Genomic DNA, 15059 nt, shown 5'->3' with positions numbered 1-15059 from the left:
ATGAGATTTATTTTTGCTGTCTTCGTTTTTTTCTTTTTAGTATCAAGCTCTGCGTTTGCTGAAAAAGCCGATGAGCCTATAGTGCAAGCAGGTAACAAGCTGTTTTTATATGTCCCAGGGGAAGTTGAATTTGAAACAACTTTTGAGGTCGATAAAAAAGGTCAAATTAACATACCTGAGGTGGGGCAATTTCAGGTCGGTAATAAAACGGTTACGCAAATAGAGGCAGAACTTAAACCTATTCTTGCAGAGTTGTTTGTTGCTATAAATGACTTTTATGTAGAGCTTAGAAGCAGAGACATATTTATTAATGTTTTAGGGTATGTGATCACGCCCTCACAGGTGAGTATTCCTGATGATGGCAATATTCAGATGGTGATAGCTAAGGCTAATGGTTTAAGACCTGGCGCACAGCTCGATCGTTTACAAATAAGACGCAAAGATGAAGTAATTGAATTTAATTACAAAGCATATTTAGACTCAGGCGACATAAATTTATTACCAAAGCTTAAAAGTGAAGATACTGTGTTTGTGCCTGTTTCTCCGCTCCTTGGTAACGTGCAAATTGATTTTGATGCACAAACACTTAGTGCGACAGGGGATGCAAGCGACAACAGTGCCATTACTATGCTTGGCGAAGTGCATAACCCTGGTAGTTTTTCGTTTAAAGAAAATATGACTCTTCTAGATGCACTGATGCGTGCGGAAGGGGTTACTCGCTATGCGGATGTAACTAAAATTAGAGTGATCGTTGATAAAGCTCCTGTTATTTTTGATTTAAAAGCATATTTAGATAAACCTACCGATAGCAACATGCCGCTACTAAAAGCAGGGTCAACCATATATGTGCCGATTATGGTGGATGATGTAAATACTACATCACGCACGGTTTATATTATGGGTGAGGTACAAAAGCCGGGGGCCTATGAGGCTGCTGACAGTACTAACTTTTTAGATATTTTAGCAAATGCAGGGGGCCCAACTCGCTTTGCAGAAACACGCCAAATAAAAATATTAACCCCTGCGGGAGAGAGCATACTTTTTGATTTACAGGGTTATAGTGAGGGATTAACCACCGCTAAAGTGCCCGATTTAAACCCCGGTGATGTAATATTTGTTCCTGAAAAAACAGATGTTAATGAAAAAAGTTGGTTAAAAATTCCGACAAAACGAGCGATTAAGATTATAGGTGCTATTCAATCTCCTGGTCGTTATGAGTGGAGTGACGAAATGGACTTTACTGATCTGTTAGCGCATGCTGGTGGCCCTACTAAAGGGGCTAACGTGAACGATATTAAAATTTTGCGAAATGGCGATGTCACCCAACGATTTGATCTAGAAAAATACACCATTACTAACGGTGAAATTGCGCTGCCGAGTTTAATTGCTGGCGATACTATTATTGTTGAGGAGTTACCAGTAGACCCCGGAGACAATAAATCGCAATGGATACGTCAAGAATCGAGCAAGTCTATTTATATCATGGGGCAAGTAGGTTCCCCTGGGCGCTATGCGTTCAATGACAATATGCATTTTATTGATATTTTGGCAGCAGCAGATGGTCCTAATGGTAGTGCGGATATTCGTAATATTAGAGTTACGCACCGTAATGGTAATCGCGCTCGAGTGAGCAAACTTGATTTAGCGATGTATTTTGAAACTGGTGATGAAACGTTATTTCCTCATGTGTCACCCGGCGACACAATATTTATTCCAGAAAAAGACAAAGATTGGTTACGTACCCCTAAAGAGCGAGTTGTTCGTATTATGGGGGCAGTGCAAAAGCCGGGTCGATATAACTTTGATGATACGATGTCTATTTTAGATGTGCTTGCTGAAGCTGGAGGGCCGTCAAGTTCAGCTCTCATTGACAAAATAGTGGTTGTTAACCATTCATGCTGTAAAGAACAATCTCGCGTGTTTAATCTTGAGGAATTTATAAAGTCTCCAAACTCGGCCAATATTCCGGTACTTAGAGCTGGAGATACGCTATATGTCCCTGATAAAGGTCAAGACCTAATTAGTCAATTTAAAGATAACTTCCTCGACTTTATAACCATAATTGCTTTGGTGATAAGCTTATGAACTTGATACCTGGGCAGTATCATGAACTAGAAACCATCTGTAACACCTTGATTGATGATGAAGCACGGTGCGTGACGTTTATTTCTTTGTACGGTGGCGAAGGTTCATCCACAGCCTGTATTAGTGTTGCTCAACGTTTAAAAAGTCAAAATAAGTCAGTACTCGTTATCGACCTTAACCCTATTAGTTCGTTTCGTTTAGACAAACAGCTGCCAACATTGACTAAGTTGTGGCGTTTTGATGATATTTCCTGTCAGCTCAGTGTTATGCCTTATCAAGGTATTGAAGTACTTACAATTCACAATTTAGAGTCAATTGATTCAGCAAAAAACAAACATGTTTTAAATGAAGCGGTACTGCGTTTAAAGCAAGAATATGATTATGTGTTGCTGGATATGTCGCCAGCATTAAAGTTAAATCGTAATAATGTACCACTGCATTCTTTAAGCTTATGTAGCGAGCTGACCTTGGTTACTATTGCGCTAGGTATTAATAATGAAGAGTCGTTATGTCAAGGCGTGGCAGAACTTAAGCAAGCGGGTCATAGCAATATAAAGTTACTGGTAAGTCAACATAGCTTTGCTCCTTTAGGGGAGCGCATGCTACTGCTCTTCCAACGACACTCTCCAAAATGGCCAAGGCTGTGCGCTTTTTTAACCAGCAAAATAAATAAACAAAAGTGGTTGTTTAAACATTACTGAGACTTTTATGGATATATTATTTGAGCGGCGTTTTGAATTATTATGGCCGACCTTAACTGAAATACGCCAAGTACTTAAGCATGTACTGGGCGCTTTATCGGTGACCCGAGATGAAGCGGATGCAGCAGGCTTAGTCGCAACCGAATACCTAACTAACTTAATTCGCCATAATGAGGGCGATGAGCAGCTTATAATGTTGCGTATTAACCAAATAAATCATGATACTTACCAATTAACTTTTATAGATGAACTTAAGCCTTATAATTTATTTAAACAAAACAACTCTTCATGGACATTAGCATCGGCTGAGCTGGTAGAAGGAGGGATGGGGGTTGAACTTATTCGCCATTACTTTGCGGATGCCACCTACGACACGCGAGCAGGAAAAAACTATTTTTCTTTTCCCTTAACTAACATTGATAAACGACCGAGTATTATTTATGTCGACGATGATGTCACTCAATTAGCATTAATGAGCGCCTACCTAAAAGATAAATTTAATGTCGTCACCTGTGAAAACATAGAGGCTGGCTGGCAAGCTATTTTAACCTCTGATGCTAGTATATTGTTACTTGATCATAAACTTAAACAAGGAACGTGTGAGCCATTACTGGAAAAGCTTAATAAATCGAATTTAAAATCTCAGTTATCGGTGGTGATGTTAACTGGCGATGATAGCGAAGAAGTGATCAGTAAAATTAATCGATTAGGGGTTGATGATTACTTAATAAAACCAGTTAAAAAAAATAAGTTATTACAAAGCATAGATCGAGTAACTCATCGATTTGCATACTTGTCCTATCAAAGTACATTCGGATTAACACCTTCTAAAGTGCTTTTAGGGCATGGTAAAACAGCGCATATTTTTGGCTCTATTAGTGTGGGTAATGGCGGTGACTTTTTTATGCCAATTAATGATGAAGGTACTGCTTTTATACTCGGTGATATGATGGGTCATGGCTTACAAGCGCTCAAAGAAAGCTTTGCTATAAAAGGTTTTATAAGTGGCTTTTTAGCGACCGGGTTAGCGTATCAAGAAATGCTCGTTGCGCTCAATAATGCGCTTTATAAACAGCAATTATGTAAATCAAGCTTAGTCACTTTAATGATTTGTTTTTTAGAAAATAATAAGTTGTATTGGCTCAATGCTGGTCATCCCGCACCGGTTATTATCAGTAAAAATGGTGAGCTATCTCAGCTAAATGGTACCGGACCATTGCTTGGGCTGTCTAATGATCATCAATATACTTTATATGAAGCCAAGCTTGATAATGTTGAACATATTATACTTTATACTGATGGTTGGACGGATAACCGCTTTACCGATAAAGACGAAATGACCGAATTAAAAAAAATCATCCCTATGCAAAGCTCCTCAGCAGAGGATTTTGCACACTCGTTATGGAAAAATTCTCAGGTTGCGCTTTCTAAAGAAGTGGATGATGCCTCATTAATAATCATTAATTGAATTTGATTTAATTAACTATGTATAGTTAACTTAATATCCATAAGTTAATATTTTTTCTCTAAATAATTCTTAGCGAGTCGCTAAAAGGAATGGGATTATGCCACCAACAATACTGATTGTAGAAGACACCCAGTCGCTTGCTATGATGTATCAGTCTTATCTTTTACCAACAGGTGTAAACACACTAGTGGCAAATGATGGGGCAACCGCTCTTGATATTATTAATAAAATAAAACCCGATCTGATCGTACTCGATGTGATGTTACCCGATATGAACGGGTTGGATATTCTTGCTCAGCTAGAACCTGATAATTTTCCGCAAGTTGTTGTATTAACTGGGCATGCTACCAAAGAAATGGCGATTCAAGCGATTAAGTTAGGCGCTAGTGATTTTTTAGAAAAGCCTGTAGAGGCAGAACGTTTTCGTATAACCATTAACAACACTCTCAAAATAAAAGATTTAAAACAAACGGTTACCAAGTATAAAAATATTTATGAAAACGGTCGTTACTTTGACTTGATTGGTAGCTCCAAGCAAATGCAATCGGTGTATCAAGTTATTAGCTCTGCTGCAGCGAGTAAAGCCACGGTATTTATTACCGGTGAAAGTGGTACTGGCAAAGAGCTTTGTGCACGAGCAGTTCATCAAGCCTCTAATCGTGCCGACAAGCCCTTTGTTGCACTTAATTGTGCTGCTATCCCCAAAGATTTGATTGAAAGTGAAATATTTGGCCATTTAAAAGGTGCTTTTACTGGAGCAATTGCAAACCGCTTGGGTGCCGCAGGGCAGGCGGATGGGGGGACATTGTTTTTAGATGAGTTATGTGAAATGGATATTAATTTACAAAGTAAATTACTTCGTTTTATTCAAACAGGTACTTATCAACAAGTCGGTAGCGAAAAACAAGTTAAGGTTGATGTGAGGTTTGTTTGTGCTACCAATAGAAACCCGCTTGCTGAGGTTGAGGCAGGTCGATTTAGAGAAGATTTGTATTACAGATTACATGTTATTCCTATTGAGTTGCCGCCACTTAGAGAGCGCGGCAGAGATATTATCGAAATAGCGCAAGCGCTATTTATTAAAATAGCCAAGGAAGAGCAACATCCTTATAAAGGGATAACCGATGATGTGAAGCACTTTTTAGCACAATACGATTGGCCTGGTAATGTTAGGCAGCTGGAAAATGTGATCCGTAATATTTTAGTGCTTAACCCACAAGAGTGGATTGATGTATCTATGCTACCAGCATTGCCACAAAGCCCGCAAAAAGAGTCAGGTAACGAGGGGCTGGTTAAAGAGCAACATACATCGTTACCAGTTCAAGAGTTTGAAGAGTTACCGCAGGTTGAAAGTGAGGTTAAGGCTTTGTGGATCGCCGAAAAAGAATATATAGAGCGGGTCATAAAAATATGCGCAACTAATATTCCCAAAGCTGCCGCTCTTTTAGATGTAAGCCCTTCAACCCTGTACCGAAAAATTAAAGGGTGGGAAGAAAATTTATAATAATGTTTTTGCTGTATAAGCACTTTGCAGCAAGTTAAATTGTTTTCTACCTGAAAAACGCTCTTCAAGCATAGTGTATGCTGAGTGTGCCATTTCACTTTTTTGTATTGCCGGCAAGGCAAGTAATGCTTCTATCGATTGTTGGCACTCTAGTGTATTTGCTGATTTCATTAAAAAGCCATTAATTCCATTGTTTATAATGCTAGGAATAGCGCCCACAGGGCTGCTGATAACAATTTTATAATGCGCCATACTTTCTAGAAGCGTCATAGGCAGGCCTTCTTCTCTTGAACAAATAAGTAGGGCATCTAAATGTTGCCAAATATCATCTCGGGGTGTTAAACCATGGTAATGAAGGTTGTCTAATTGTGGAATACGATCACGCATCGGGCCATCCCCAAAAAGGTGAAACTGTACCTGTTTATTAGTCTGCATACTTTCAGCTAACTCATAAAATATATCAGGGCCTTTTTCATAAGATAAGCGCCCAACAAACCCGACTCTAAGTAACGGTTGTGCAAAACCAGTGCTGGGAGGTTCGGCTATTGCGATGAAGTTTTCCAGTAATTGGGCGTTTTTAATTGTTTTACTAATTTTTTCAGACACTGCAAAGTTAGTTGATAACCAACTAAGCCATAAATCGAATTTGTTATACAGCCACATTTTTCCTGTACCAGCCTCTCCTGCATGGTAAGTGCTAACACAATGCTTATTTGTGATTTTACAAACCAAACGCCCTAAAATACCGGCTTTATAACCATGGGTGTGAATAACTGTATTGCGATCGTAACTGCGAAACCGCTTGATTAAACTAATGAGTGTACCTTGCAGAAAATCATACGGTATGCTTTGCTTATCAAGTAACTCATAAAATTCATTATTCCCATGATTCTTATAAAATAAAACCGAGCAACTAAGCTGGTTTTTGTTAAGCAGCTTGTATAACTCTATAATATGAGTTTCAATACCACCAATCATTGAAGAGTCTACAAACAATATAATCTGATTATTCACAATGAGCTCCAAAAGAAAATTATGATAGATACATCTGTAATAGAACAACTAAAGTATGATGTTGGTGATAGCACAGCCATTGAACTGATAAACGTTTTTGTTGATGAGTCTAAAAAGTTAGTGGCGCAAATGCTTTCCTCAACCGATGCCGCAGAAATTGAACTGTGCGCTCATAGCTTAAAAAGTAGCGGTTATAGTTTTGGTGCAACAAGATTAGCGCAAACGTGCCAGCTTATTGAGCAGCAAGTTAAGGTCAATGGTTTAAACACTGAGGTTGTAACCCTCTTAAAGTTAGCTGATGCACAAAGTAAAAAAACCTTCGAACATATGAGAGAACTTACCCAAAATCATTAAGCGTGTTTTTCAGTATTAAAAGAGCTTTTTAATAACTCTGAAAATACATTTTTTAGTTCATTAATATTATGTAAATGCTTGCCTGTTTCCTTATACTTCTCTCCCTGTTGTAAAATTTCAATAATGGCAGAAGGAGAAATACTTAAATCGTATACTTTAGTGGCGAGCTTCTTCTGTAACCAGTCAATGCCGGCAATTTTTGTATGTTGCATCACGCTGCTTTCTTGCGCTGTGTTTTCAATAAATACTCTACACGCAGAGGTTTTTTTTATTGCTTCAGTGATTTCTGTAATTAAAAAAGCAGGCATCACGCTAGTAATGATGCTACCTGGACCAATAATTATTAAATCGGCATCTAAAATAGCTTCAATAGTACCAGGTGCTGGCGGCACCGCTTTCGATAAGTAGATTGTACTTGGTAGTTCATTTAGAGCATCAATCGCGCATTCACCAAATACTTTTTCACCATTGTTTAGCTCGGCTACTAAATCTGTAGGTAGATCAGACATAGGCAAAACTGTCTCTTTATTTCCAAGCAAACGATTAAAAGCAGCAATAGCCTCAGTGGGAGACTGTGTTAGCTGGGTTAAACCCAATAGTGTTAAATTCCCTAAACTATGACCCGCCATATCGCCATGGATAAACCTATGCTCATACATAGCTTGGGCTTGCGTGCTTTCACCTGCAAGTTGAACACAGCAGCGCCTTATGTCACCTAAAGCGATACAATTTTGATCGGCTCTAATGCGACCGGTGCTACCACCATTATCGGTAGTTGCTACAATTGCTGTTAGGTTACTACATAAGGGTTTTATCGCACTTAACACTTGTGCTAATCCGTGACCACCACCAATACATACTATCTTCATGGTTATGCCTTTATGTATTTATTTATATTAATAAAGCAGAAATCATTCCACCCTGCCATAAAAATAACTCAATGATTTATATTAAATTTTGTTCTATATTAATTAGTCATAACATCGATTTTGGTATTTTTTTGCAAAACGCGATGCATTTTAGCTGAGGGAATGAGTATGCAACGTAATGAATTAATTACGCTTACGGAACTACAGAAGCAGTTAGCGTTATTGCATCAGTGTGATGATGAAATTGATATTTTAGCTACTATGTCAGCTTTACTGCAGCCATTACTTCAATACCAAGACTGCATTGTTTTAAAAAAAACACATCATCATTTTTTAACTATAGGCACAACTAACATCGATTTTTATGAGAAAACTTGGCCACCATGTGCTGCATTTATTCAGGCTTTAAAAAAAGGTTACTCATTTAGTTGCAATCCATTGCCAGAACAATTAGTTACTTTATCAGCAGAGGCAAATAATCAGAATAAAAATACAGCGCTGTTAATCGGGATTGATACGGGTAAAGAACAATGCTTATTTATTTTCACTCATGTGAGTAACAAAATTAACCATAATGTTTTAGCTTCACACTCAATAATTTTATTTCTTCAGCAAGTATTCCACGCTTTTCTCCAATTAAATAAGCTACATGAACAAACTCATCAATCTGTTTTACTACTTGATAAATTTTCTCAGCTTTCTACTTTATTTAAAGAATTAGCAAGTGAGTGGTTTTGGCGAACCGAGCCAGATATGACTTTTACCAGCGTTAACAATCTGGAAAGGGAAGATAATACCTATGCGAAAACATTTATTAATAAAACCATAGAGTCTTTGCGCACTAAAAATGAGCAAAGAAATACACTAAAATGGCAAGCTTTTGCTGCTTTAATAGCTGAGCATGAGGATTTTAATGGTTTTGAGTTTGAGGTTAAGGCATCGACACCTTTGTGGGTATCGCTTAATGGTAAGTCGCAATTTGACGAAAACGGAAATTTCATTGGCTATTTAGGTATTGCCAAAGATATCACAGTCTCAAAAGAGCGAGAGACTGCACTTGAAAATGAAAAGCTTAAAGCTGAGGAAGCCAGTAAAACAAAAACAAAATTTTTAACCATCATGTCGCATGAAATAAGGACCCCCATGAATGCGATTATGGGGATGATAGAGTTATTAATAGATACCGATTTAACTCAAGAGCAACGCCAATGGCTGAATTATGCAAACTCTAGTGCTGATATTCTTTATGGATTAATTACCGACGTATTAGATTTTTCAAAAATTGAATCAGGGACTGTATTAATCGCCAATAAACCGCTAAATGTAAAGCTGCTTATTGAGAATATTGTTGGGCAATTGCATATTATTGAAGACAGTGAAGATATTATTTTTTCAGTTTCGATTAATGACGATATCCCTACCTATATTATGGGTGATGAATTTAGGCTGGGGCAGATACTATTTAATCTCATTGGCAACGCATTCAAGTTTACTCACTCAGGACATATTGCATTATGTGTAAATATTGTAGATGACAAACTAAAATTTACTATCGAAGATTCAGGGGTAGGCATTGCAAAGAAAGATCTAAGCTTTATATTTCAGCCGTTTCGACAAGTTAACGAAGGTATAAACAGAAAAAATGAAGGAGTAGGGTTAGGCCTCAGTATTTCAAAAAATCTAATTGAACTTATGGGCGGCTCTATTAATGTTGAAACGCAGTTAGGGCTAGGTAGTACGTTTACTATTTTATTGCCATTTAAAGAAGCGATTATTGATGAAACTAAACCCGAGCTTTCATCAGAACAGCCTGTACTATCAGTTCTCGTTGCTGAAGATAATAAAACCAATCAAGTACTTATTAAGGCGTTTTTACAAAAGCTAAATCACAAAGTCACGATTGCTAATGATGGAGTAGAAGCAATTGAGTTTTTGAAACTCAAGCATTTCGATTTAATTTTAATGGATATCATGATGCCAACCATGGATGGATTAAGCGCCACGCAACATATACGCCATGAGCTGTTAAGTGATATTCCTATTTTTGCACTAACGGCCAATGCTTCAACCGATGACAAGGCATCGTGCTTCAAGGTCGGTATTAATAAAGTACTTACCAAGCCTATTAAGTTTGAAACCTTAAAAACCTCTCTAAGCACACTTTTATAAACAGGAATAAAAAAGGCCATAATTAGGAATAATCATGGCCTTTTCTAACGTTATAGTTTGTTATTCAATATTCTGAATTTGCTCACGCATTTGCTCTATCAATACTTTTAGCTCAACTGCAGCATTGGTGATGTCGCTGTTGATTGATTTAGAAGCTAGGGTATTTGCTTCACGGTTAAACTCTTGCATCATAAAATCTAAACGACGACCACAAGCACCACCTTTACTCAAAATTTTACGTGTTTCTTTAACGTGCGATTTTAAACGATCAAGTTCTTCTGCTACATCTTGCTTTTGTGCAAGATAAATCAGTTCTTGTTCAAGACGTGACTCATCAATATTTGTTGTTAAATCTTCAAGTTTTTGTACTAACTTTTCACGTTGCCATTTAGTAATTTCTGGCATGTGTGCTTCAACAATATCAACTTGCTCTAAAATGGCGGTTAATCGTGTAGTTATCATTTCTTCAAGGTTTGCACCTTCATCACCACGTGCAGATTTAAAGTCTTCAATTACTTGGTCAAGCCCAGTAATGAGTGCTGTATTTACACTATCCATATCAATTTCTTGCGCTTCCATCACGCCAGGCCAACGCAAAATGTCAACAGGATTGATATCACCATTGCTTTGTTGTTGTACCCACTTAGCACTATTAATTAGCTGCTCAGCAAGAGATTGATTAATTGATAATTCACCAACATGTGCAGGGTTTGCTACAAATTTTAAGAAAACTTCGACCTTACCACGCTGTAAGTGCTTACGCAGACGCTCGCGTATAACGGGCTCCATGCCACGAAATTGCTCTGGTGCACGAATAAAGGTTTCAAGATAACGTTGGTTCACTGAGCGAACTTCCCACGTGCCAGTGCCCCATTCGCCTTTTATTTCGCGACGCGCATAAGCTGTCATACTGTGGATCATGGATGTTTTCCTACATTTTTAAATACAATATTACGATTATTATACCGTAACACTGCCCAAGCTCTAAAGAAAATTTAACACTGCTGAGTGTTTTTTAAACACACTTTAATATAAATCAACATGGCATCTGTATTCACATCAACATATAATGTGGCAAATTCAGAATTAAGGGGATCGTCAATGCGTCCAAGCGAAAGAACACCTAATCAAATTAGACCGGTTACGTTTACACGTAACTACACTTTGCATGCTGAAGGTTCAGTATTGGTAGAGTTTGGCAACACTAAGGTACTTTGTACTGCGACAGTTGAGGCTGGCGTACCACGCTTTATGAAAGGCCAAGGTAAAGGTTGGGTAAACGCAGAATATGGCATGTTACCGCGCGCAACACACACACGTAATAGTCGTGAAGCAACGCGAGGTAAGCAGGGCGGTCGTACAATGGAAATTCAGCGTCTGATTGCTCGCTCTTTACGTGCAGCAATCGATCTAAAAGCACTCGGTGAAAACACAATTACTATTGATTGTGATGTAATCCAAGCTGATGGTGGTACACGTACAGCGTCTATCAGCGGTGCATGCGTTGCGCTAGTTGATGCACTAACGTATATGCGTGCAAAAGGGATGATTAACTCAAACCCGCTTAAACATATGATCGCTGCTATTTCTGTTGGTATATATAAAGGCCAAGCGATTAGCGATTTAGAATACCTAGAAGATTCTGACGCTGAAACTGACATGAATGTAATTTTAACTGAAACCGGTAAAATTATTGAGGTACAAGGAACCGCTGAGGGTGAACCTTTCTCGTTTGACGAACTTGATGAGCTACTTTCACTCGCTAAGCATTCAATTCGTGAAATTATTGATGTACAAAAGCAAGCACTAGCATAAATAGGTAACTGGCAATGAAAGAATATCAAAAAGAGTTTATTGAGTTTGCTTTAGAAAAGCAGGTATTAAAGTTTGGCGAGTTTACTTTAAAGTCTGGCCGTACAAGCCCTTACTTCTTTAATGCGGGCTTGTTTAATACAGGTCGTGACTTAGCGCGCTTAGGTCGCTTTTATGCAGCGGCACTTGAAGATGCAGCAATTGAATATGATGTACTATTTGGTCCTGCTTATAAAGGTATTCCAATTGCAACAACAACCGCAGTTGCGTTAGCTGATCATTATAATAAAGATGTACCTTATTGTTTTAACCGTAAAGAGAAAAAAGCACACGGTGAAGGTGGTAGCTTAGTTGGATCTGAGCTTAAAGGTAAGATCATGTTAGTTGATGATGTGATCACCGCCGGTACAGCTATTCGCGAGTCAATGGAAATAATTGCGGATAATGGCGCAGATTTAAGTGGTGTTTTAATTGCACTTGATCGTCAAGAAAAAGGTAAAGCAAAGCTTTCTGCTATACAAGAAGTAGAACGTGACTTTAATACCCAAGTTACTTCTATCGTTAAATTGGCTGATTTAATTAGTTACCTAGAGCTCCAAGGAACTATGGATGAGCATTTAGCCGCGGTAAAAGCTTACCGGGATCAATACGGTGTAGCATAAATAGTAGCCTCGCAAATGCGGGGCTTTATTTTGCCTAAAATAGAGCAACAGTAACTCCTACTTATATTAAGGCTTTGCTAATACACATAAACAAAAGCCACCTTCAGGTAGGCACTATTAATAGCCGTGATTTTATTAATACTGTGGTATCACTCTTACCTACTTCAATTCACCGTAGTAACATTAACAGTATGCTAGCTGCAGCGTCTTATTTTCCAGACTTTGTTATATATGGGATCTATTCGGGTAGATTATTGCTAGTGATCATTATGATCATCTTAGTTGCGAGTGTTTTAATAAAGCTTATTCAAGTAGATATAACGGTTAAAAGCTTAAGTTTCGCGTTTATTGTTAATAAATTGATAGTTATGTTGTGTTTTTAGCACCTATCGTTCAAATATCCAGCGAACAGTCATTTATTTCAAGTTTTCTTCAAAAAGGGGTTGATCTGTTTTCGGATCTCCCTATAATGCGACCCCACTGAGACGGCAGAACGCAACGCATAGCGAGGCACGAGCTACTAAGTGAGTCGAGTAAAACTTAGTTTTGAAAACTTTCAAGTTTAACAAAATTAAGTGTTGACAAAAAAATAGGAAAGCGTAATATGCGCAGCCCTAGCGAGATAAAGTTTAACGCTTTAATCGCAACGTTCTTTAACAATATAAAGCAATCATCTGTGTGGGCACTCGTACAGATTGAGTTCTAACAGCCAAGCTACTTAGGTAGTGAGGCAAACAAATTTAGAGTCTCAATTGAAACTGAGTGACCAACAGCAATAACTACTTAGGTAGGAATTGCAGCACAGTCAATTCAATATCGAAAGATATTAAATAAATTCAGAATTCATTGAGCTGTCGAAAGACATAAAACTTTTTAATTGAAGAGTTTGATCATGGCTCAGATTGAACGCTGGCGGCAGGCCTAACACATGCAAGTCGAGCGGTAACAGAAAGTAGCTTGCTACTTTGCTGACGAGCGGCGGACGGGTGAGTAATGCTTGGGAACATGCCTTGAGGTGGGGGACAACAGTTGGAAACGACTGCTAATACCGCATAATGTCTACGGACCAAAGGGGGCTTCGGCTCTCGCCTTTAGATTGGCCCAAGTGGGATTAGCTAGTTGGTGAGGTAATGGCTCACCAAGGCGACGATCCCTAGCTGGTTTGAGAGGATGATCAGCCACACTGGGACTGAGACACGGCCCAGACTCCTACGGGAGGCAGCAGTGGGGAATATTGCACAATGGGCGCAAGCCTGATGCAGCCATGCCGCGTGTGTGAAGAAGGCCTTCGGGTTGTAAAGCACTTTCAGTCAGGAGGAAAGGTTAGTAGTTAATACCTGCTAGCTGTGACGTTACTGACAGAAGAAGCACCGGCTAACTCCGTGCCAGCAGCCGCGGTAATACGGAGGGTGCGAGCGTTAATCGGAATTACTGGGCGTAAAGCGTACGCAGGCGGTTTGTTAAGCGAGATGTGAAAGCCCCGGGCTCAACCTGGGAACTGCATTTCGAACTGGCAAACTAGAGTGTGATAGAGGGTGGTAGAATTTCAGGTGTAGCGGTGAAATGCGTAGAGATCTGAAGGAATACCGATGGCGAAGGCAGCCACCTGGGTCAACACTGACGCTCATGTACGAAAGCGTGGGGAGCAAACAGGATTAGATACCCTGGTAGTCCACGCCGTAAACGATGTCTACTAGAAGCTCGGAACCTCGGTTCTGTTTTTCAAAGCTAACGCATTAAGTAGACCGCCTGGGGAGTACGGCCGCAAGGTTAAAACTCAAATGAATTGACGGGGGCCCGCACAAGCGGTGGAGCATGTGGTTTAATTCGATGCAACGCGAAGAACCTTACCTACACTTGACATACAGAGAACTTACCAGAGATGGTTTGGTGCCTTCGGGAACTCTGATACAGGTGCTGCATGGCTGTCGTCAGCTCGTGTTGTGAGATGTTGGGTTAAGTCCCGCAACGAGCGCAACCCCTATCCTTAGTTGCTAGCAGGTAATGCTGAGAACTCTAAGGAGACTGCCGGTGATAAACCGGAGGAAGGTGGGGACGACGTCAAGTCATCATGGCCCTTACGTGTAGGGCTACACACGTGCTACAATGGCGCATACAGAGTGCTGCGAACTCGCGAGAGTAAGCGAATCACTTAAAGTGCGTCGTAGTCCGGATTGGAGTCTGCAACTCGACTCCATGAAGTCGGAATCGCTAGTAATCGCGTATCAGAATGACGCGGTGAATACGTTCCCGGGCCTTGTACACACCGCCCGTCACACCATGGGAGTGGGTTGCTCCAGAAGTAGATAGTCTAACCCTCGGGAGGACGTTTACCACGGAGTGATTCATGACTGGGGTGAAGTCGTAACAAGGTAGCCCTAGGGGAACCTGGGGCTGGATCACCTCCTTATACGATTTAGA

At 39.5% G+C, this 15059-nt stretch carries 11 protein-coding genes and 1 rRNA gene; 9 read left to right on the top strand and 3 right to left on the bottom strand.

Annotated elements, in window-relative coordinates; genetic code table 11:
• The 4 genes from FHG08_RS02355 (at position 1) to FHG08_RS02340 (ending at position 5758) form a co-directional block, all read left to right on the top strand.
• The gene (locus FHG08_RS02355) at positions 1–2085 is read left to right on the top strand and encodes an SLBB domain-containing protein (protein ID WP_138606335.1); all 2085 of its coding nucleotides are present in this window, start codon (positions 1–3) and stop codon (positions 2083–2085) included.
• Positions 2082–2786: an AAA family ATPase gene (locus FHG08_RS02350; protein ID WP_178956701.1), complete on the top strand. Its 705-nt coding sequence runs from the start codon at positions 2082–2084 to the stop codon at positions 2784–2786. The genes FHG08_RS02355 and FHG08_RS02350 overlap by 4 nt, the downstream gene beginning before the upstream one ends.
• Before the next feature lie 7 nt (positions 2787–2793).
• Positions 2794–4254, top strand: coding sequence for a SpoIIE family protein phosphatase (locus FHG08_RS02345; protein ID WP_138606337.1), 1461 nt, complete (start codon positions 2794–2796; stop codon positions 4252–4254).
• A gap of 97 nt (positions 4255–4351) precedes the next feature.
• Positions 4352–5758, top strand: coding sequence for a sigma-54 dependent transcriptional regulator (locus FHG08_RS02340; RefSeq protein WP_178956700.1), 1407 nt, complete (start codon positions 4352–4354; stop codon positions 5756–5758).
• On the opposite strand, the gene FHG08_RS02335 is transcribed toward FHG08_RS02340, so the two are convergent.
• Entirely contained in the window at positions 5753–6772 is a 1020-nt protein-coding gene (locus FHG08_RS02335; RefSeq protein WP_178956699.1) for a glycosyltransferase family 4 protein, read from the bottom strand. The genes FHG08_RS02340 and FHG08_RS02335 overlap by 6 nt on opposite strands.
• A 21-nt stretch (positions 6773–6793) precedes the next feature.
• Here FHG08_RS02335 and FHG08_RS02330 point away from each other — a divergent pair, with 21 nt between their 5' ends.
• A complete protein-coding gene (locus FHG08_RS02330; RefSeq protein WP_178956698.1) occupies positions 6794–7126 on the top strand; it encodes an Hpt domain-containing protein in 333 nt (110 codons plus the stop codon).
• Here the strand turns inward: FHG08_RS02330 and yvcK are convergent.
• The gene (yvcK, locus tag FHG08_RS02325; protein WP_178956697.1) at positions 7123–7995 is read right to left on the bottom strand and encodes a uridine diphosphate-N-acetylglucosamine-binding protein YvcK; all 873 of its coding nucleotides are present in this window, start codon (positions 7993–7995) and stop codon (positions 7123–7125) included. The genes FHG08_RS02330 and yvcK overlap by 4 nt on opposite strands.
• 168 nt (positions 7996–8163) lie before the next feature.
• Here yvcK and FHG08_RS02320 point away from each other — a divergent pair, with 168 nt between their 5' ends.
• Positions 8164–10164 (top strand): ATP-binding protein, encoded by a 2001-nt coding sequence (locus tag FHG08_RS02320; protein WP_178956696.1) that lies wholly within the window; start codon positions 8164–8166, stop codon positions 10162–10164.
• 60 nt (positions 10165–10224) lie between these two features.
• Here the strand turns inward: FHG08_RS02320 and FHG08_RS02315 are convergent, their stop codons facing one another.
• Positions 10225–11085 (bottom strand): YicC/YloC family endoribonuclease, encoded by an 861-nt coding sequence (locus tag FHG08_RS02315; RefSeq protein ID WP_054202964.1) that lies wholly within the window; start codon positions 11083–11085, stop codon positions 10225–10227.
• Positions 11086–11265: 180 nt separating this feature from the next.
• Between FHG08_RS02315 and rph the strand changes: the two genes are divergently transcribed.
• The 3 genes from rph to FHG08_RS02300 all read left to right on the top strand — a co-directional run bounded on the left by rph (position 11266) and on the right by FHG08_RS02300 (position 15048).
• Positions 11266–11979 carry a ribonuclease PH gene (gene rph, locus FHG08_RS02310; protein WP_178956695.1) on the top strand — a complete coding sequence of 238 codons (714 nt, stop codon included), beginning with the start codon at positions 11266–11268 and terminating at the stop codon, positions 11977–11979.
• A gap of 14 nt (positions 11980–11993) precedes the next feature.
• A complete protein-coding gene (gene pyrE / locus FHG08_RS02305) occupies positions 11994–12638 on the top strand; it encodes an orotate phosphoribosyltransferase (RefSeq protein WP_178956694.1) in 645 nt (214 codons plus the stop codon).
• Positions 12639–13512: 874 nt separating this feature from the next.
• Positions 13513–15048 (top strand): 16S ribosomal RNA (locus tag FHG08_RS02300).
• Positions 15049–15059: the final 11 nt, after the last annotated feature.

This window comes from Pseudoalteromonas sp. Scap03 (assembly GCF_013393115.1).
Taxonomy (GTDB): Bacteria; Pseudomonadota; Gammaproteobacteria; order Enterobacterales; family Alteromonadaceae; genus Pseudoalteromonas.
This window is presented reverse-complemented; position numbering and strand designations above follow the sequence as displayed.